This window comes from Pannonibacter sp. CBAS1226 (genome assembly GCF_055685825.1).
Genome location: NZ_JBVOUO010000018.1, coordinates 1 through 19315, shown reverse-complemented (window position 1 = coordinate 19315; position 19315 = coordinate 1). Strand labels below are relative to the sequence as shown.

Genomic DNA, 19315 nt, shown 5'->3' with positions numbered 1-19315 from the left:
GGATGCCTTGGTATCGGAAAAACTCACCCCCTGCTGACTTAACTGATGAGCTCATGGACGGCTCATCGGCACCACCGCCGACCTGAGCCATAACCCCGGAAAATTCCAGCTCACGCTGGCCCAAAGTCGGGGTGCACTTCACCCGCTCGGCTTCGGAAAATCCACTGCGGTGAAATTCAGGGGAGCAGGACACGGATAATCCGAAGCTGAACTCAGAAGAATTCGTCGAGGATCTGATAGTAACGAATGCGAGTTTCGTCGTAGTGGCAACCATAGATATCGAAGAAGGTTCGAACCCACTGCCGGCCCAGCCGGTCCTCGATGCTTCGGGCGATCAAGGCAAGGTCCCGATATCGATCGGCAACGCCTAGCCGGCCGCAGTCGACAAAGCCTGAGAAGCGGCCATCGCATTGCATGAGGTTCTCGAAGGTGGCATCGCCGTGGGTCACCACCAGTTCCTCTGCGCGCGGTCGATGCGCGATCAAATCCTCAAAAACTGAACGTGCAGTTCGCCCCATGCGCTCGGCGTCAAAATCGGTCTCGTCCACGAGGTTCATTTCGACGCGTTCGCGCGCCAGATCAATCCGGCGGTCAAGCCGCTGATCAAACGGACATTTGGAAGGGTTCAAGGCGTGCAGCCGGCGGAGACCTTCTGCGGCAATGGCTACAACCTCGTTCGGAGCGAGTTGCATCGACGTAGCGACATCCCTTCCGGTCACCTCGCTCGACAGCAGCCAAACGCTTCCATCGGTGGTCACTTGCTCGATCACCTCCGCACAAGCGATCCCTTCGCTCTTGAGCCAGCGCAGGCAGCTGGCCTCCGCCTCAATCTCAGCGGCGCCTTCCCCGAACCCGTGTTTGAGAAACAACGCCGGCACCCCGGACCCGGCCATGCGGAAGACATTCGCGGACGAACGCCCGGTCGAAATTGCTGTGCCCGAATAGCCTTTTAGGCGCTCGTGTAGCACGTGCGGAAGATCGCCGCCCGGCAGTCCTCCTGCGAATACGTCTGTCAGGCCCGCAGAAAGCTCCATTGCCATACGGCTCCTCTCTATGCGTTTAACACGACGATATCTGCATTGCTCGGGGCATTGGGGCTACATGCCAAGTTCATGCACTGCCGGATATGCAATGCCTGAGGTCGCGCCATGAAGTCACCCACGATCGAAGCCAGTCATCCGAATGCGTCAGCTGCTTCCGATCTTTGCAGCGGGAACACCAGCTCCCACAGATAACCGTCGGGATCAGTCACGTAACCGGTATAGCCTCCCGACGCCTCATCAATCGCCGGCCGACCTGACACGGAACCGCCATGGGATGGGGCGGCCTTCATCATTGCATCAACAGCATCTCGGGTCGTCATCGCGCAACTGATGATCGCGCCGCAATCTGCACCGGGAAACTGAACGCCACGACCGGCTTTCCGGCTGTAAGCTTCAAAGGCGGTTCTTTCCATCAGAAACAGGGAGAGACTGGGGAGTTCGAGGGCGATGATCCCGTCTTCAATCGCGGCATCGCGATACCCGAACACGTTTTGATAGAAAGCAAGGCTGCGGCCAGGGTCGCTAACCGGCAGGCAGAGAACCGTGGTTCTTATCTTCACTTGGCCGGAGTTCATTTTCTTCTCCTGTCAATGAGAGGTCTCTGAGCGCCGAGAAACTAAGCTTGCGTTGTGTTGTCCAGCGCTGCAGCAAGAATTTCCGAATAGGCTTCGTGGAGATCCTGCCAGCCAAATTCCATTGCTGCCTCGCCGACGATTGGCCCGACCGGGTTACCGTCAAGGAAACGGACCATGACGTCGATGCAGATGTGCCAACCAGCAGCAAAGCTGGCAAAATGCTCCGGAACGTTCGTGCGATGACGCAATGTCAAACGCGTGCCGCTTCCTCTGGGTTCGAGTTCCCAGGTCAGGACGTCATCGCCCCATGTGTATTGCAACAGGCGCGCAGGCTCGGCTTTCAAGACTTCTGCAGCACTTTCCCCGGCCTCTTCATGATCCGTCATGCGCAGAAAGAAAGGGCCGGGGGTTCCAATGTCGCGGTCCGAAACGAACGGCATCCATTCAATCTGTTCATTGGGTTGAGTGAGCGCACGCCACACTTTCTCGGGTGGATGGGCGAGGTTGCGCCGGAAAATCAAAGTTGCTTCGCCGTCACCGGACTCCCGCCTGACCTCGGCCAGTGGGCCACACTTAAAATCCTTGCGCCCCATTCGATCAGTCCTCCATCGTGTCGAGATGCCGCTCCAGGGCATCCAACGATTTTGTCCACATTGCCCGATAGGGGGCCAACCATTCGTCGATGGCCCTGATCCGCTCTGGCTCGAGCCGATAGATCCGCCGTTGTGCCGCAACCTTGCTGCTGACGAAGCCGGCCTCGCGCAACACCCTCAGGTGCTTCGAGACACTGGGTTGCGGCAGATCCAGCCTGTCGACGAGGTCTGTCACGCTGGTTTCTCCCAAACGCAGCTGGTCGAGGATGTTGCGTCTCGCGGGCTCGGCAAGAACTGAGAATGGATCTAGGTGCATGGCTGCAATATGCCGATCAAGGTATATACCTGTCAAGGCATACGACAGGCATCGCTTCATGAATGCGCGAGAGGAAGCCCGGTTGGCTGTTCCACTCGTCCTTCGGCATCAATACCGCCAGAAATGATCCGAATCCGCGCTGAGGGGCGGGAAGACCAAGCGTTCCCCCAAGAAGCCTGCATGATTCCGAACGGCTGTGTGTCACTTGATGGCGATTGCGCGGACACGTGGCTTAATCCGCAAGCTTGGTCAGAAGGTTATCCCCGGTTGCACAGCTGATCAGAAAGCTGGCCTTGTTCGATGGAAGGCTGAGGCGTTGAGCGCTTTTCCACGCTGTCTGTTTCGACCGGTTCACGCTGAAAGCGCTTGTGCCAGCGCAAGGGCATCGCGCCCTATGCGCTGAGCAAGCCGGCCCTGCAGGGCATAGCGCGCGGGCTGGCCCGCGATTTCGGCCCGCGCGGCATCACTGTCAACGTCGTGCAGCCAGATCCGATCGGCACAGACGTGAACCCGGCGAACGGGCCGTTGAAGGATCTGCTGCACAGCTTCATGGCCATCAAACGTCATTGGAGGCCGGAGGAAGCCGCCGGGCTTGCCGCCTGGCTGGCGAGGCGGGATTCGTGACCCGTGCCATGCATACGATCGACGGAGCATTCCGCGCCTGACCCCGCGCAACCGGGTGACGGGCAAACGAGACGATGAATGGTTTGGATCGCGTGCCCCCGAAAAGGGGTGGGTTTCCATTTGTGTCTCATCGCACGAACCATTGCCCTGGACGCAAATCAAGTTCGGCATGACGCACACGCACCCGAGCAGACCTCTCGTGCCCAATCTCAAGCTTGCGCCATTATTCTGCTTTCGCAGATAACTTTCTCCCCATATCTAAAGCTGAGTGTTTGTGGCCATCTGCTGTGAGAGCCCAATGCCATATCTGCGAGCTGACACCCACTCGTCATAGGTGATGGCTGCGCCGCCTCTCCACCTTGAACAGGAGGATGAGGGAAGCCGTCAGCAGGAGAGCCGCATTGAACGGATGAAAGGCAAGTGCCGCTGGCCCCCCCGCACCGAGCAGAACCTGCAGGATATATAGCCCCGCGATCAGGGCGGCCCACCAGCCGAACCCGCGCAGATGACGAAAAGCTGTGGCCCCGGCGGCAAGAACAATCACGGGCAGAGCAGCAAGGCCACCCAACGTGCCATGCATCTCCCAGGAATGGCCGCCGAAGAGGGCTTGTCCGGCAAGCAGGAACTGCCCTGCAATCATTACAGGCAGAAGCCGCGCCGACCAGAGAAAAACCGCAGGTGTGCCACGGCCGAGGTGCTGAAGTGTATCGTGCGACAGTCTGGTCATGGTTCAGACTCCCTCATTTTGCAGGATTGAAGGTGAAACCGCGACCGGCGCCGGAGCCCACGCGGCAAAACGCTTCAGCGCCGCGACGTAATGTGCGGCAGCGTCCGCAAGGGCCCCGTCTGACAGGTGCCCCGCTGCAAACAGGATGTGAGGCGCATGCCAGAGCAGACCGCACCGGTGGGCCATGGCTTTCAGCGGCGTCATGATTTCGCTGATCGTATAGTGGTTCTGCCCGCCAGGCCCATAGGCTTCGGCCACGTTACCTGCAGTCGCCGCAATCATCAGCGGCGTCCCGGCCAGCCGGGCTCCCTCTGTGCTGGCCTTGACATAATACATGCGCGTCAGAACCGCATCCTGCCATGCCTTGAGGAGCGCAGGAGACGAGTACCACTGGATCGGGAACTGCAGCACGATGCGGGAGGCGCCGAGCAGCATCTCAGCTTCTGCTGCACCATCGGTAAACATGCCAACCTGACCTCCGGGATAGCGCGCCTGCATGTCGATGACTTCCGTATCAGGCAGTTGCCGCGCTGCCGCCGCAAGGGCTGCATTCGCCCTCGATTTGGTGATGTCCGGGTGAAAGAGAAGAATGAGAGTCCTGTTCATGTCTGCCTCCTGTGTGTCTGTGACGACTTGAGGGTAGAGGCAGCTGGAAAATCACTCCAATTGATGATCGATATATGTCATTATTTGTTTCATGAATTTAAGATCCATCGACCTCAACCTTCTGGTTATTCTCGACGCCCTGCTTGATGAGGCGCATGTCTCGCGGGCGGCGCAAAGGCTGAACCTTTCACAGCCTGCCGTTTCCAGTGCGCTGCAGCGTTGCCGGCATCTCTTCGGGGATGAACTGCTCGACCGGGGAAAGGGCGGGATGCAGCGCACCCCGCGCGGCGACGCCTTGCGTGCTCCGCTGAAGTCGGTTCTTGCCGGGGTGCTGGATCTGCTCGCCCCCGGTGATATCCCCTTGCGGGATGTGGAGCGGACTGTCCGCATCACGACCGCCGATCATCCGGCGGCCATGATGACAGGCCCGTTGCTGGAAGCATTGCGGCAATCCGCTCCGGGGGTCACGGCCATCATCCAGCCCTGGCATGGATCGGATGCAGCGGTCTCGGCTCTGATGAATGGTGATGCCGATCTGGCGATTTCCGTGTTCATGTCCGAGCCGGAGGACATCATGCGCGTTACGCTGCTGCAGGAGACCTATGTGGTTGCCATGCGCAAGGGCCATCCGGCTGAAGGCCAACTGGATCTCGACACGTGGCTTGCCTGGCCTCATGTCACGGTTTCCGGCAGGGGGGATCAGCGGACCCCGGTCGATGCACAACTGGCAGCCATGGGGAGGAGCCGCCGCGTCGGCCTTGTTGTGCCAACCTTCCAGCTTGTTCCGGATCTGCTGACGCGAACCGATTTTCTGGCGCTGCTGCCCAGCCATAGTTTTGCCTGGCAGAAGGATGGCAGCCTCGTCAGCGCAACGCCGCCGATTGCCGTTGATGGCTTTCCACTTCATCTCGCCTGGCACAGGCGGCAGAACGGCGATCAGGTGCTCTCGCACGTTACGTCAACGATCCGCCAGATCTTCAGCGCGATTGCTGCCGGCTGAATCAGCGGCACTCAGGCTTGTTGTCTTGCCGCGGATCCCGGCCGGCCTTATCCGGCCCGCTCCATGCAATCCGTATCCAGCTGCAATGCCGCCTGCCACAGGGGTGTTTTCGTGAACACGGCCCCGCTGAAGCGGAAGTTTCCGGCGTCTTCTGTTTTCTGCAAAAGCCCTGCCCAGCAAAGCGGACGCAGAACGTTGATGTAGAGGCCGCTCATCACGTAGTCATGCTGCCAGGCGGGGCCTGATTCCGGTTCGCCGAAAAACACGCGGCGCAGCTCGCCGCCGGTGGCGCCATTTTGTGTCTCGACATTCAGAACGTTCAGAAACACATCCCAATTGACCAGAGGAACAGCCTCTTCATTGCGGGCGGACAGACTGGCGTGATTGAGGTGGAACAGGAAGACCGGAACCATGGCGCTGAAGATCAGCCCCGGCCGGCCGGCGAGATCCTGACCGGCTTTCGTCAGCCTGAATTCACCCTTGTAATGACGGCCAAGCCGCATGGCGAGCATGAGGCCGTGCAGCATATGCAACGGCATGAAATCGGCCTCATTCAGCACCTTGCAGACGGCAAAAAGCTCATCTGCCGTGTGCCCCGGCCAAGCAAACTCAGCCGCCGCCCAATGCACGAAGGAGCGCTTGAAGGCCTTGGCCGGCGTCAGCGGAATGCCGCCGTGCTCCGCCATCCACCCAAGCGTCTTTTCCACCCCGCGCACCAGCGGCGACAGGCTGAGCGCCGGGTTCCGGTCGTCCAGATCGCAAAACGTGATCATGCCGGATGCCTCCCATGCCTGCTTTCTCGCAGCATTTGGCATACCACGAGCCGGAATGGAAACAGCCCAAATGAAAAGCGGCCCCCGGAGGAGCCGCCCAGTTCTGCTGCCTCTCGCGTTTCAGCGTACACGAATATGAAAATTTCGTCTTTTATTTCAAATAATTGTTAGGATACCAGCTTATCAGTTCAGACGCCTCGGTCCGGCCGCCCCCCCCTGACGGGCATACCTGCCCCGCACCATGCCCGCCCCCGCGTTCGCGCGGGCGGGCTCGCTGTGTCACTCGGCAGGTGCCGAGAAGAGCAGGCCGGAGGAGCTGGAGCGGGCGGCAAGGGCCAGAGCTGCGACCAGCAGCCATCCCGCAGAAATCGCCCCAATCCACCAGAGCGAGCCGGAGGGCGCGATGACGGCTATCAGGCCCAGCGCTCCGATGACCGCCCGTGATTGAAGCGACAGCGGCCGTCCGCACCAGCCACCGAAGGCAATGGCCCATAGCGCGGTGGATGCAAAGAGCGCCAGACCGCCCAGAATGATCTCAGCCGCAGTGCCTTGCCAGAGGATTGCCGGATCAAAGATGAAGCTGAAGGGCACGAAGAAGGCCACCAGCGACAGACCGAAGGCAGAGAAGCTGGTTTTCATCACCGGCGCCTTGCCCACGGCAGCGGCGGCAAAGGAGGCAAGGGCAACGGGCGGCGTCACCATCGACAGCACACAGTAGTAGAAGATGAACATATGCGCCGCGAGGGGCGGAATGCCCAGATCCTTGATGGCCGGGACGAACAGCACCGCACCGATGATATAGGCGGCCACCGTCGGCAGGCCCATGCCCATGATGATGCAGCCGACCATGGCCAGCAGCAAGGAAGCAAACAGGGAGCCCTCAGCGACGGATGCGAGGGAACCGGCGAACTTCAGCGCCAGATTGGACTGTACGGCCACGGCAATGACCACGCCGATGACCGCAATCGGCACGGCAACCTCCGCAGCCTGCCGCGGCGCTTCCTTGAGCGCCTCGGCCACAGCCTTCCAGCTGTAGCGCGTGTTCTTGCGCAGGAACGGCACCACGAAGCAGGATGCCGCGGCAACCACGGCCGAATAGGCAGCGGAAAACCCGCTCATCAGCGCCCCGATGAGGATCAGCGGCGGCAGCAGCAGGTGCAGGCGCGGGCCGATGGCCTTGGTTGCCGCAACCTCATCCGCCGTCATCGCCCGCAGGCCATCGCGGCGGGCCATCAGATCCACCACCAGAAGCAATGCAACATAGAAGGCCAGGGCCGGAATGAGCGCAGCCAGAGCCACCTGTGCATAGGGCACATTCAGCATCTCGGCCATGATGAAGGCCGCAACGCCCATGACCGGCGGCATGATCTGCCCGCCTGTTGACGCGATGGCTTCGATGCCCGCAGCGCGGTGGTCCGGAAAGCCCGTCTTCTTCATGAGCGGAATGGTGAGGACGCCCGTGGAGACCACGTTTGCCACCGCGCTGCCGGAGATCGACCCCATGAGGGAGGAGGAAATGATCGCGGCCTTCGCGGTGCCGCCATTGGCCCGGCCTGCCATGCGGATCGCCAGATCAATGAACAGCTGACCGCCGCCAACCGCCGCATAGGCCGCGCCGAACATGATGAAGTAGAAGATGAAGTTGACCGATGTCGACGTGGTGATGCCCAGAACACCGGCTGTCGTCATGGTGGTGATTTCGATGGCCGCGTCCAGATCAAAGCCGCGGAAGGACAGCCAGCCCGGCAGAAGATTGCCCCAGAAGGCATAGGCGATAAAGGCGAGCAGAACCCAGACCAGCACCATGCCGACCGCACGCCGCGCCCCTTCCAGAAGCAGCAGCACGAAGACGCAGCCGGCCGCAATGTCCTGCGGCAGCACCGGTGACACATTTTCCATGCGGGTGGTCAGCCGGTCATATTCTGCGAGGTAATAGGCGCCAACGCCCAGTGTTGCCAGGATCAGCGCTGCATCCACAAGCGCCCTTGGGAAGGTGCTGCGGCCATCCTTCTGCAAGGGCGACCAGAGGAACAGGAGGATCAGCGCAATGCAGACATGGGCCGGCCGCTCGAACAGCGGTTGCTGCGGCACAAGAATGATCCAGAGCTGAAACAGGATGAAGAAGACACCCAGGACGAACCGGGTTGAACTCACAACCGAGCGGACAGACAGGGTTTGCATTTTTCGGACCTCCTCCCAGGGCGCGAACAGACAGGTCGCCGGTGCCGGGGCGGCACCGGCTGCGGCGGACTTACATCCAGCCGCGTTCCTTGAAGTAGCGGACGGCACCGGGATGAAGCTCGATCCCGACCGCCTCGGACTTCCAGGCCGTCTCCGGCTTGAACTGTGCCCAGGCCGCGTGGGATTTCGCCAGAACCTCGGCATTCTCGCAGAGGGTCTTGGTGATCAGATAGGCCTTCTCCTCGTCAAGCGAGGCATGGGCGACCAGCATGGTGCCCAGATTGGCTCCGGCCGTTTCGCCGGTCTGGCCGTCGAACCACGGGCCATAGGTGCCCGCCGTCATGCCGCTGGCCGCCATCACCTCCAGTGCCTTGTGCGGGATGTCGAGGAAGGCCATCGGCGTGGTCAGGGCCACTTCCGAAATGGTCGGATGTCCCTTGACCACGGTGTCGATGTAGATATCGGCACCGCCGTTGCGCAGCACATCGGGGATCTGCGGCGTATCGAGCTGAACAATGTCGCCGCCATCCGCCTTGATTTTCTGCGCACTGGAGCCCAGCGCCTCCAGGATCATGTGTGCCGCGGGCACCGCGCTGGAACCGGCCGGCTTCATCAGGATACGAACCGGCTTGCCGGAAGCGAGAATGGCCTCCAGATCGCTTGTGCCCATCTGGTCCACAAAGGCCTTGCGTGCGATCACGCCGATATAGACATCGTTGAGCCCGCCCACCAGCGCCCGGATATCCGGTGCGGAGGCGCCTTCATAGACCGGATGCCCGTCGCGGGCCCAAACCGCCGAGGCCACATTGGACAGGGCAATCTCGGCTCTTCCGGCCTGAACCACCATGGGATTGGCCACGCCGCCGCCACGCGCCACAACCTCAACCGAATTCGGCCCAAGCACCGGTTCGATCATCTGTTCCAGAGTGGCTGCAAAGACATACCACGAGGTGCCTTCGCGCATGGCGCCGATGCGGATGTCCTGAGCCTGGGCCAGCGATCCGAAAAGAACCGCGGCGGCGAGTGCTCCGGCACCGGCCTTCAGGTGCCTGCTGACAAACTTGATCATGTCTCCTCCTCCCTTGCTCCCCTGAGGCAAAGCCCCCGCGCCTCACCGCGGGGGCTTTGTACCTTATTCTGCGGCCAGAAGCTGCTGATCGACACGGCCGATGCCGGCCGCCTCGAAGGCTGCGAAGATTTCCTGCTCCGCCTTTTCACCAAGGTCCTTGAGCGGCTCGCGGATCGTGGCGTGATCGAGAACGCCGCGATGGACGAGGCCGAGCTTCAGCGCCACGGTGCCTTCCATATGCGAACCGCGGTGATAGACGGCACGAGTGACGGGCAGAAGCTGCTCGAAGATCTTGCGGGCTTCGGGGTAGTTCTGCGCCTTGCCGGCCTCAATCAAGTCGATAAGCAGTTCCGGGGCGATGTTGCCATAGCCGACCAGCAGGCCGTCCACGTCGAACATGGTCGGCAGCAGCCATTCGTCATGGCAGGACAGGATCTGCAGATCCGGATTGGCCTTCTTCAGCTGCGGAATTTCGACGTACCAGCGCTTCATGTTGCGCACGCCGTTCTTCGTGGCGACAACGCCTTCCTGCGTGGCGATTTCCAGCTGGGTGTCCAGATCATAGCTGGCCTTGGTGGCATCGGGATACTGGAACAAGATTTCCTGCAGGCCGGACTCCTCCCAGATGGCCTTGTAGCGGCTCTGCGGAGCACCCTTCTGGTAGCCGAAACGCAGCCAGCCATGGTTCGGATACACCAGCGCACCGGTTGCGCCGGCGGCCTTGCACTTGCGGGCCTCGGCTGCCGCCACCTTGGTGCCTTCGCCGGTGATGCCGGCAATGATGGGGATCTGGCCGTTCACGGCTTCCACATAGACTTCGATGAGCTTCAGGCGCTCTTCCTCGGTCAGGAAGGTGCCTTCACCGGCATGGCCAAGGATCACCAGGCTCTTGACGCCCTTCATCGAGGCCAGCCACCGGGCAATGCGGGCATTGGCGGCATAGTCGACGTTGCCGTCACGGTCAAACACGGTCACGGGGGCGGGGCTGAGGCCGCGCAGATCCATCGGGTTCATTGAGTTTCTCCTCCTCAGACTTTGCCGCAGACAGCCGTCCATCAGCAAAGGGAACGATATTGGGAACGTTCCCAATATCCGTTTGATCGCCGGTGCTGTCAAGTGGTAGAACGTCAAAATCCCGGCGCGAGGGACAGAGGGCGATTCGATGAAAAGTGACAGACGCGATGTGACTTCCCCTGTGCGCGTCACGATTCTGGACGTGGCGAAGGCCGCTGGTGTGTCGAAATCCAGCGTCTCCCGCTTCCTGGATGAGCGCATGCCGAAGTCGGACAGCGAGACGGCCCGAAGGGTCCGGCAGGTTGCAGCAGACCTTGGCTATGTGCGGGATGTTTCCGCCTCATCGCTGCGGCGCGGCAAGACCGGCATGGTGGGTGTGATTGTTCCGCGGCTGACGGATACGGTGATGGCCATGGTCTATGAGGCCCTGTCCCGTGCCGCGGCAAGAGCCGGCCTTTTCACCATCGTGGCAACAACCGAAGACGAGCCCGGCGCCGACAAACGCGCCGCCGATGCGCTGCTGCGGCGGGGCGTGGATGGCCTGATCCTGGCGACAGCGCGCGATGGCGAGGAGCTGACCGGCGAGCTCATGGACCGGAACGTGCCCTTTGTGCTCACCCTGCGCACCAACGGGCTGTGCCGGTCCTCCGTTGGCGATGACGCCCTTGGCGGCTATCTGGCCACGCGCCACCTGATCGACCTCGGCCACCGGCGGATCGGCCTGATCGCCGGTCCGGCCTTTGCCTCAAGTGCAAGAGGCCGCACCGAAGGCTACCGCAGCGCCATGGCGGAAGCGGGCCTTGAGGTGAACCCCGGCTGGGTGCGGGAATCGACCTTCGGCATTGAATCCGGTGGGGAAGCGGCCCGTGCGCTGATGCAGCTGAGCGACTGCCCGACCGCCATCTTTGCGATCAATGACAACACGGCCATCGGCGCCATGTCGGCCCTCAGCCGCATGGGCCTGTCCGTGCCCGGCGATGTCTCTCTTGCGGGCTATAACGACATCCCCATCGTCAGCCACCTGCCGACACCGCTGACATCGGTCAAGGTTCCCTTCGACCAGATAGCCACCGTCGCCTTCGAGCTTCTGGCCGCCGAAGACCTGAAGCCCCAGGACCTCATCCGCATGGCCACCCCAACCCTGATCCCCCGCAAGTCAACCGCACCGGCGCCGCAAAACGGCAAATGAACCACCGTCAGCACCGGCGGCGGAAGCCACCGCAGTTCAGGCCACGCAGCGATGCTCTGCACCCATGCTTGCTGACCGCCCGGGGCAGCTGCTGCGCAAATGAAAAGCGGCCCCCGGAGGAGCCGCCTTATTTGGTGCTGTCTAGAGCGTGTTATCAACCAGACCGCGATTTCTGAACTGTTAAGTTCGCTCAAGTTGCAATCAGATCTACAGATTGTCAAGATGCAGTGATGAACCATGGGCTCATAGAGGTTGAAATTGCAGCGTCTGCTCTTCTCCTTCGACATCGGCACAAATTCGATCGGCTGGGCCGTTCTGGCTCTCGATGGCAATGGCGACCCGGTGCGGATTATCGATGCCGGGGTGCGGATCTTTTCGGACGGGCGCGATCCGAAGTCCAAGGCTTCGCTGGCTGAAGCGCGGCGGATGGCGCGGGCCATGTCGCGGCGGCGGGACCGGACCTTGCGGCGCAAACGGGCGACGCTGCGCACGCTGGCCGAGATTGGCCTGATGCCGGACACATCCTCCGCACGGCAGGCGCTGCTGCGGGAGACTTCTGATCCGAAGTCCAGCTCAGGCCTGCTCTCCCGCAATCCCTATGCCCTGCGCGCCCTTGCGCTTGAGGAGAAGCTGCCGCTCTTCCACATTGGCCGTGCGCTGTATCACCTTGGCCAGCGGCGGGGCTTCCAGTCCAACCGCAAGACGGACCGCAAGGACAACGACAAGGGCAAGATTGCCCTTGGCATCGAAGAGCTTCACGCCGCCATGCGGCAGGACAGGGCGCAGACCTATGGCCAGTGGCTCGCCCGGCGCCATGCGCAGGGGCAGACCGTGCGGCTGCGCTCCGGCGCGCTGGATCTGGAGGGGGAGGGCTATGCCTTTTACCCTGAGCGGAAGCTGCTGGAGGATGAGTTCCACCGCATCTGGGAGGCGCAGGCCCGCCATTATCCGGACATTCTGACGCCCGAACGGCGCGATCACCTGTTCACGGTCATGTTCTTCCAGCGCCCGCTGAAAAAGCCGAAGGTGGGCAAATGCTCCTTCAACAATCAAGAAGAGCGCCTGTCGAAGGCGCATCCGCTGTTTCAGGAGTTCCGCCTCTACAAGGAGGTCAACGAGCTTGAGATCGTCGAGCCGGATCTGACGCACAAGAAGCTGACGCTGGATCAGCGCAATGCGCTGGTGAAGAAGCTGCAGGTCAGCCGCGAGGCGAGCTTTGCCGCGCTACGCAAGGTGCTGAAGCTGCGCCCAGACCAGCGCCTCAACAAGGAAAGCGAGAGCCGGACGAAGCTGAAGGGCAATGAAGTCTATGCCGTGCTGAGCGACAAGACCCGCTTCGGCCCGCGCTGGGGCACCTTCAGCCAGGCGGAGCAATGGGCCATCATCGAGCGGCTGAAGGAGGAGGAAGACCCCGTCCGCCTGTTCGCGTGGCTGCTCAGCGCGTTCGGCATCGAAGGTAAGCAGGCGGCAGACATTGCCAATGTGCATTTGCCGGAAGGCCATGGGCGGCTGGGCAAGACGGCACTGGAGGACATGCTGGAGGAGCTGAAGGAAGCGGTCATCCCCGAGGCCGAGGCGGCGAAGCGTTGCAGCTATGATCATGCCCGTCTAGGCGGCGGCAGCGACGAAGGCGAGGACGAGCTGCCGCCCTATCAGGAGATCCTGCAGCACCGCATTCCGCCGGGAACCAACAACCCGGATGATCCCTATGACATTGAAAAGGGCCGCTTCACCAATCCCACGGTGCATATCGCCCTGAACCAGCTGCGCCACGTGATGAACGCGCTGATCCGGCGCTATGGCAAGCCGGCGCAGATCGCGGTGGAACTGGCACGTGATCTGAAGCTCTCTGAGCGGCAGAAGGAAGAGGTCAACCGCACCATTGCCCGCAACACCCGCGATGCGGAACGCCGGGGCAAAACGCTGGAAGAGAACGGGATTCCGAACACCGGATATAACCGCACCCTGTTGCGGCTGTGGGAAGACCTGAACCCGGCTAAGGTTGAAGACAGGTGCTGTATCTACACGGGCAAGCCGATCAGCGTTTCCATGCTGTTTTCCGGTGAGGTGGACATCGACCACATCCTGCCCTGGTCCCGCACGCTGGATGACAGCCATGGCAACAAGCTGCTGTGCCTGCGCGAAGCAAACCGGGTGAAACGCAACCGGGCCCCGGCTGATGTGACCGAATGGCGGGACCGCTATGACGAGATCCTGTCCCGCGCCGCCCGCCTGCCGAGGAACAAGCAGGAGCGCTTCGCCCCCGATGCGATGGAACGGTTCGAGAAGGCTGGCGGCTTCCTCGCCCGTCAGCTGACGGACACGCAATATCTCTCGCGGATGGCGCTGGAATATCTCGCCTGCCTGTTTCCGGCAGAAGAAGCCGGTGAGGCAGGGGACCTGAAGCGGCGCAACCATATCCGCATCTCACCGGGCCGCCTGACCGAAATGCTGCGGCGGAACTGGGGGTTGAACAGCATTCTGGCGGACAGCCAGCTGGGCGAAACGGCGCAGGAGAAGAACCGCAAGGACCACCGGCACCATGCCATTGATGCCATTGTCATTGGCGTCACTAGCCGCAGCCTGCTCAACCGCATTTCTAACGCTGCCGGCCGGCTGGAGGCGCAGCAGCTGGAAACGCTGGTGAAGGCGGCGGCTGCGACGAACAAACCCTGGGACGGCTTCCGGGAGGATGTGGCAAAGGTGGTGGGCGGCATCATCGTCAGCCACAAGCCCGACCACGGCACCGCTGGCCGCAAGGCCAAGGACCCGGCCCGCCAGCAGACGGCCGGGCGGCTGCACAATGACACGGCCTATGGCCTGACCGGCGAAACCGATGCACGCGGCAACACCATTGTCGTGCGGCGCAAGCCGTTCCTGTCACTCACCTCCAAGGACATTCCGTCCATCCGGGATGAGGCCCTGCGGGCGGTGCTGGAGCAGCATCTGCGCGGCATTCCCGATGGCAAGGCGTTTCAGGCGGCGCTGGATGCCTTCCGCAAGCAGAAGGGCTTCCACCATTATCACGGCATCCGCCATGTCCGCCTGACGGAGCCGCTTTCCGTCATCGGCATCAAGGACCGGGACGGCAAGGTCTACAAGGGCTACAAGGGCGATGCCAATCAGCGCTACGATGTGTGGGAAACGCTGGACGGCAAGTGGCATGCGGAAGTCGTGTCCATGTTCGACGCGCATCAGCCGGGCTGGCAGTCCCGCTTCCACGCGGAAAACCCCACCGCCCGCCGGGTGCTGAGGTTGCAGCAGGATGACATGGTGGCTCTGAACGCCCCTGACGGTGGACGTATCCTGGCGCGTGTGGTGAAGTTCCGGCAGAACGGCGAAATAACCTTTGCCGGGCATAACGAGAGTGGCAACCTGAAGGCTCGCGATGCGGCTGACAATGCGCAAGATCCCTTCAAGTACATAGCCCGCGTGGCAAGCGGCCTGAAGAGCAGCGGCTGCCGCCAGGTCCGCATCGATGCAACCGGCAAGGTGTTTGACCCTAGCCCGCAGGACCGGGCGTCCAGACTGCAAAAGCAATCAATGCGATAAACTTTAAGCATATCGCTTACAGGTTGATTTACTTGCCTGTGCCAGCCTTGGCGCATGAACAGGGTGTTAGACATTTCCAGCGATGGACTGCACCTCGCGGTCCATCGCGGTTTTCTCACGGTTTCGGACAGCGGCGCCGAAATTGGCCGTATCGCGCTGGACGATATCGGCGCCGTGATCGTGCATGCGCACGGCACCACATGGTCCAATCATGTTTTCGTGCAGATGGCGGAGCGCAATGTGCCGGTGGTGCTTTGTGCCTCCAATCATGCGCCGGTTTCGGTGATCTGGCCACTGGCAGGCCATCATGCGCAGGGCGGGCGCATGCAGACGCAGGCCGCTGCTTCAAAACCTCTCAAAAAGCAGCTCTGGCAGCAGGTTGTCACCGCCAAGGTGCGCATGCAGGGCCACGTTCTGGCCTGCAACGGGCAGGAGGCCGGAGCTTTTTCCCTGTTGGCCCGCAAGGTGCGCTCAGGCGACCCGGACAATATCGAGGCGCAGGCAGCGCGGCGCTACTGGCAGGCACTGATGGGCTCCGGCTTCCGGCGCGACCAGAATGCGGAAGGCGCCAATGCCATGCTGAACTATGGCTACACGGTGCTGCGTGCCATCGTCTCCCGCTCCATCTGCGCCTCCGGCCTGCATCCCGGCCTTGGCATTTTCCACGCCAACCGGGGCAATACCTTTCCCCTGTCAGACGATCTGATGGAGCCCTACCGGCCCCTTGTCGATCAGCTGGTGCTGAACCTCATCCGGCAAGGCATCACCGAAGTGGACCGGACCGCCAAGCAGAGGCTGGCGGCGCTGGCGGGCTTCGACCTGCAGACGCCGGAAGGCACAAGCCCGCTGTCCGTGCAGGTGCAGCGGCTGACCCATTCCCTTGCGGTCAGCTTCGAAACCGGCCTCCCCGTTCTCGCCCTGCCCGCCCTGCCCCAGCCCGGCGAGTTGCAGACACTCGGCAGGCCCCGGGAGCCAGAGCCAGAAGCTGACCGGGAGGATGTGGAGGAGACATGAACAAGCGGAACCTCAGGGCCAACAGCGGCGCAACCCATTTGAGCGGATACAGGATCATGTGGATGCTTGTGACATTCGACCTGCCGGTCGAGACGAAGAAACAGAGGCACGCGGCTACCAAATTCCGCCAGTTTCTGCTGGATATTGGCTTCGAAATGAGCCAACTTTCCAACTACCTGAGATTCTGCAGCGGCAAGGAAAAGTTTGACGTCTATGTCCGCCAGATCGAGCAGGCGCTGCCGGAATGGGGCGATATCTACATCTTCCAGTTCACGGACCGCCAGTATGAAAACATCGTCCGATTCTCGGATCAGGCCCGCAAGAAGCGGAAGAAAAACCCGGAACAGCTCGCCCTGTTCTGATGGTTCTGGCAGTTTTGCGCACAGTGAACTGCCCAATTCCCCTTTCATTTCAAGGAATTGGACAGGCACCTAGCTTATCAGTTCAGAAATCGCGGTCCAGCCGGAACTCAACCACGCCAACACCACCGTAAGCCAAGAGCTTATCAGTTCAGAAATCGCGGTCCAGCCGGAACTACAGGACGCGCCAGCGGCAAAAGTCGCTTAGCTTATCAGTTCAGAAATCGCGGTCCAGCCGGAACCAGCCGCGACGATGATGACGACGAGGATGAAGCTTATCAGTTCAGAAATCGCGGTCCAGCCGGAACTGCGGTGGTGGTGCCATCCGTCTTTACGAGAGCTTATCAGTTCAGAAATCGCGGTCCAGCCGGAACTCATCGTCCTCGGAGTCGTCGAAGCGCTCTAGCTTATCAGTTCAGAAATCGCGGTCCAGCCGGAACACGTCAGCAGCGAGGCACGGGCGCCCGAGAAGCTTATCAGTTCAGAAATCGCGGTCCAGCCGGAACTTGTCGCCCGCCGACGCGAGATACTCGGCAAGCTTATCAGTTCAGAAATCGCGGTCCAGCCGGAACCACAGCTGGGAAACGTCGATCTGTTCCGCTAGCTTATCAGTTCAGAAATCGCGGTCCAGCCGGAACGGCGCGACCGGCTTCCCCCTTTTGTCGAGGAGCTTATCAGTTCAGAAATCGCGGTCCAGCCGGAACCTGCGGGCCGGTTTTTCAACGTCAGCGCCAAGCTTATCAGTTCAGAAATCGCGGTCCAGCCGGAACTTCTGCTGCCACTGATAGGTGTAGGTCTTGAGCTTATCAGTTCAGAAATCGCGGTCCAGCCGGAACGGCAGGCGGGATTTGCGGCGCAATATGGGCGTCCCCGTTTAAATCTGGCTAAGGAAACGTAACGGGGCTTTCCTGTCCTGAGGGCTCAACAATAACCATCGGGTAACGCTGATGTTTGATTCACGCCCTCAATATGTCGCTCCGCCGCCTTGCCGGATGCACTTCACCGCCCGGGCCGAGGCCTTGAAGATGCTTGACCTTGGCCGCACGATCTTTCACAACATTCTTGGTGCTCCAGCGAAGAGCGGGGTGATCTGAAGAGAACATCACGCATGGAGCGCATCTTTTTACAATCCGGACAGGTTCCGGACAGGAAAGATGCCTAATGATCCGGAGCCTTGCCGGGCTTTGGAGGAGATACCAAGCGCGGTGGCGCGCTCGCCACAGGCCATGTCCGGCAGCGCTGTAACGCATCTACGGGAGGACTGAATGATCAAGGACCTTAACATCACGCGCCGTATGGCTCTGGGGCTGGCGGCTGGCGCCATGGCTCTTGGACTGGCTGGCCCGGCTGCGGCAGAGGTCAATTTCGCCGGCAAGACGATCGAGTGGATCATTCCGTTCTCCGCCGGCGGCGGCTCCGACACCTGGGCCCGTTTCAACGCACCGCTGCTGACGAAGTACCTGCCGGGCAACCCGGTGGTTGTCGTGGTGAACGAGCCGGGCGGCGGCTCCACCAAGGGCACCAACCTGTTCGCAGCCCGCGGCAAGCCGGATGGCCTGATGATCCTCGGCACCTCCGGCTCGACCCAGTTCCCCTATCTGCTGGGCGACCCGCGCGTGCGCTATGAATACAAGGACTGGAAGATCGCCATGGCCGGCCCGACCGGCGGCGTCGTCTACACCACGCCGAAGCTGGGCCTGAAGGGCCCGGAAGACATTGCCATGCTGAAGGACAAGGATCTGGTCTATGCCAGCCAGGGCGCGACCTCGCTCGACCTTGTGCCGCTGCTCGGCTTCCGCCTGATGGACTTCAAAGTGCAGCACGTGTTCGGCTTCAAGGGCCGCGGTGATGGCCGCCTCGCCTTTGAGCGCGGTGAAGTGAACATCGACTATCAGACCTCGTCTGCCTATCTGAAGAACGTGCAGCCGCTGGTCGATGCAGGCCAGGCCGTTCCGCTGTTCAGCTGGGGCGTCCTCAATGAAGCGGGCGACGTGGTGCGTGACCCGACCTTCCCGGACCTGCCGTCCTTCGTCGAGGCTTACGAGACCCTGACCGGCCAGAAGCCGTCCGGCCCGGACTATGATGCCTACTTCGCCTTCTTCACCGCCGGCTTCCCGGCCCAGAAGATGGTGTTCCTGCCGAAGGGCACCCCGGACGAGATCGTTGCCGCCTACCAGAAGGCCTTCGAGGACATGAAGGCGGACCCGGACTATCAGGCCAATGCAGAGGCCGTTCTGGGCACCTACGAGCAGGTCACCGGCCAGCTGGCCCAGGCTCTGTTCGAGAAGGGCACGACCATTGCTCCGGACCTGCGCACGCAGGTGGCCAACATGCTGGCGGCCGACTACGGCGTGAAGCTGGGCGCCGAATAACGCCTCCCCTCGCCTTGCATCAGACGGGCCCCTTCCGGGGTCCGTCTCTCATCTTTTTGTGGATGCCGCTTCCTTGGCGGCAGCGCGGCCCCTGACGGGGCTGTATGAGCCCGGCGCACCGGGCATTGCTCAGGCCTCTCTTGCCTTCCGGGCGCCTGCAGCCTGAGCCTGCCGGGGCATGATACGCCCGTATTGCTGCGCCATGGCATAACACGGAAGCACCCGCCGTGATTGACACGTTACTGTCTGCGCTTGGCACGCTTTTGTCTTTCCAGCACCTGTTCTACATGCTCATCGGCGTGTCCGTC

General features: G+C 61.6%; 17 protein-coding genes and 1 CRISPR repeat array. Of the genes, 7 read left to right on the top strand and 10 right to left on the bottom strand.

The genetic code is table 11. The features are described 5' to 3' along the window. Positions 1-212: 212 nt before the first annotated feature. The 4 genes from AC0CMF_RS24290 to AC0CMF_RS24275 all read right to left on the bottom strand — a co-directional run bounded on the left by AC0CMF_RS24290 (position 213) and on the right by AC0CMF_RS24275 (position 2527). Entirely contained in the window at positions 213-1040 is an 828-nt protein-coding gene (locus AC0CMF_RS24290; protein ID WP_374630650.1) for an APH(3') family aminoglycoside O-phosphotransferase, read from the bottom strand. Positions 1041-1174: 134 nt separating this feature from the next. After that, positions 1175-1618: a VOC family protein gene (locus AC0CMF_RS24285; protein WP_374630652.1), complete on the bottom strand. Its 444-nt coding sequence runs from the start codon at positions 1616-1618 to the stop codon at positions 1175-1177. A 41-nt stretch (positions 1619-1659) separates the two neighbouring features. After that, positions 1660-2211, bottom strand: a complete 552-nt coding sequence (locus AC0CMF_RS24280; protein WP_374630654.1) for an SRPBCC family protein — start codon at positions 2209-2211, stop codon at positions 1660-1662. A gap of 4 nt (positions 2212-2215) precedes the next feature. After that, on the bottom strand, positions 2216-2527 hold the full coding sequence (locus AC0CMF_RS24275; RefSeq protein WP_058900546.1) for an ArsR/SmtB family transcription factor: 312 nt from the start codon (positions 2525-2527) through the stop codon (positions 2216-2218). Between the two features lie 366 nt (positions 2528-2893). On the opposite strand from AC0CMF_RS24275, the gene AC0CMF_RS24270 reads away from it, so the two are divergent. Further along, positions 2894-3151 carry an SDR family oxidoreductase gene (locus AC0CMF_RS24270; protein WP_206110527.1) on the top strand — a complete coding sequence of 86 codons (258 nt, stop codon included), beginning with the start codon at positions 2894-2896 and terminating at the stop codon, positions 3149-3151. Positions 3152-3479: 328 nt separating this feature from the next. Here the strand turns inward: AC0CMF_RS24270 and AC0CMF_RS24265 are convergent, their stop codons facing one another. Both AC0CMF_RS24265 and AC0CMF_RS24260 read right to left on the bottom strand, forming a co-directional pair. After that, entirely contained in the window at positions 3480-3878 is a 399-nt protein-coding gene (locus AC0CMF_RS24265; RefSeq protein WP_374630655.1) for a DUF6220 domain-containing protein, read from the bottom strand. 3 nt (positions 3879-3881) lie between these two features. Next, positions 3882-4484 carry an NAD(P)H-dependent oxidoreductase gene (locus tag AC0CMF_RS24260; protein WP_374630657.1) on the bottom strand — a complete coding sequence of 201 codons (603 nt, stop codon included), beginning with the start codon at positions 4482-4484 and terminating at the stop codon, positions 3882-3884. 91 nt (positions 4485-4575) lie between these two features. Between AC0CMF_RS24260 and AC0CMF_RS24255 the strand changes: the two genes are divergently transcribed. After that, the gene (locus AC0CMF_RS24255) at positions 4576-5484 is read left to right on the top strand and encodes a LysR substrate-binding domain-containing protein (protein WP_472482506.1); all 909 of its coding nucleotides are present in this window, start codon (positions 4576-4578) and stop codon (positions 5482-5484) included. 47 nt (positions 5485-5531) lie between these two features. Here the strand turns inward: AC0CMF_RS24255 and AC0CMF_RS24250 are convergent, their stop codons facing one another. From AC0CMF_RS24250 to AC0CMF_RS24235, 4 genes are all read right to left on the bottom strand, one after another. After that, positions 5532-6257 (bottom strand): hypothetical protein, encoded by a 726-nt coding sequence (locus AC0CMF_RS24250; protein ID WP_472482505.1) that lies wholly within the window; start codon positions 6255-6257, stop codon positions 5532-5534. Positions 6258-6536: 279 nt separating this feature from the next. Next, entirely contained in the window at positions 6537-8438 is a 1902-nt protein-coding gene (locus AC0CMF_RS24245; RefSeq protein ID WP_472482504.1) for a TRAP transporter permease, read from the bottom strand. A 70-nt stretch (positions 8439-8508) separates the two neighbouring features. Next, entirely contained in the window at positions 8509-9507 is a 999-nt protein-coding gene (locus tag AC0CMF_RS24240) for a TAXI family TRAP transporter solute-binding subunit (protein WP_472482503.1), read from the bottom strand. A 63-nt stretch (positions 9508-9570) separates the two neighbouring features. Then, a complete protein-coding gene (locus tag AC0CMF_RS24235) occupies positions 9571-10521 on the bottom strand; it encodes a dihydrodipicolinate synthase family protein (RefSeq protein WP_163001187.1) in 951 nt (316 codons plus the stop codon). 148 nt (positions 10522-10669) lie between these two features. Here AC0CMF_RS24235 and AC0CMF_RS24230 point away from each other — a divergent pair, with 148 nt between their 5' ends. The 5 genes from AC0CMF_RS24230 to AC0CMF_RS24210 all read left to right on the top strand — a co-directional run bounded on the left by AC0CMF_RS24230 (position 10670) and on the right by AC0CMF_RS24210 (position 19007). Further along, a complete protein-coding gene (locus tag AC0CMF_RS24230; RefSeq protein ID WP_058898099.1) occupies positions 10670-11710 on the top strand; it encodes a LacI family DNA-binding transcriptional regulator in 1041 nt (346 codons plus the stop codon). A 258-nt stretch (positions 11711-11968) separates the two neighbouring features. Continuing rightward, positions 11969-15262, top strand: coding sequence for a type II CRISPR RNA-guided endonuclease Cas9 (gene cas9, locus AC0CMF_RS24225; RefSeq protein ID WP_472482502.1), 3294 nt, complete (start codon positions 11969-11971; stop codon positions 15260-15262). Between the two features lie 54 nt (positions 15263-15316). Beyond that, positions 15317-16276, top strand: a complete 960-nt coding sequence (cas1, locus tag AC0CMF_RS24220) for a type II CRISPR-associated endonuclease Cas1 (protein WP_374630661.1) — start codon at positions 15317-15319, stop codon at positions 16274-16276. After that, positions 16273-16638 carry a CRISPR-associated endonuclease Cas2 gene (gene cas2, locus AC0CMF_RS24215; RefSeq protein ID WP_058898102.1) on the top strand — a complete coding sequence of 122 codons (366 nt, stop codon included), beginning with the start codon at positions 16273-16275 and terminating at the stop codon, positions 16636-16638. Before cas1 ends, cas2 begins: the two co-directional genes overlap by 4 nt. Positions 16639-16709: 71 nt before the next feature. After that, positions 16710-17471: direct repeats of the CRISPR family, unit length 36 nt; unit sequence AGCTTATCAGTTCAGAAATCGCGGTCCAGCCGGAAC. A 429-nt stretch (positions 17472-17900) separates the two neighbouring features. Further along, positions 17901-19007 (top strand): type 2 periplasmic-binding domain-containing protein, encoded by a 1107-nt coding sequence (locus tag AC0CMF_RS24210; protein WP_050475448.1) that lies wholly within the window; start codon positions 17901-17903, stop codon positions 19005-19007. Positions 19008-19315: the final 308 nt, after the last annotated feature.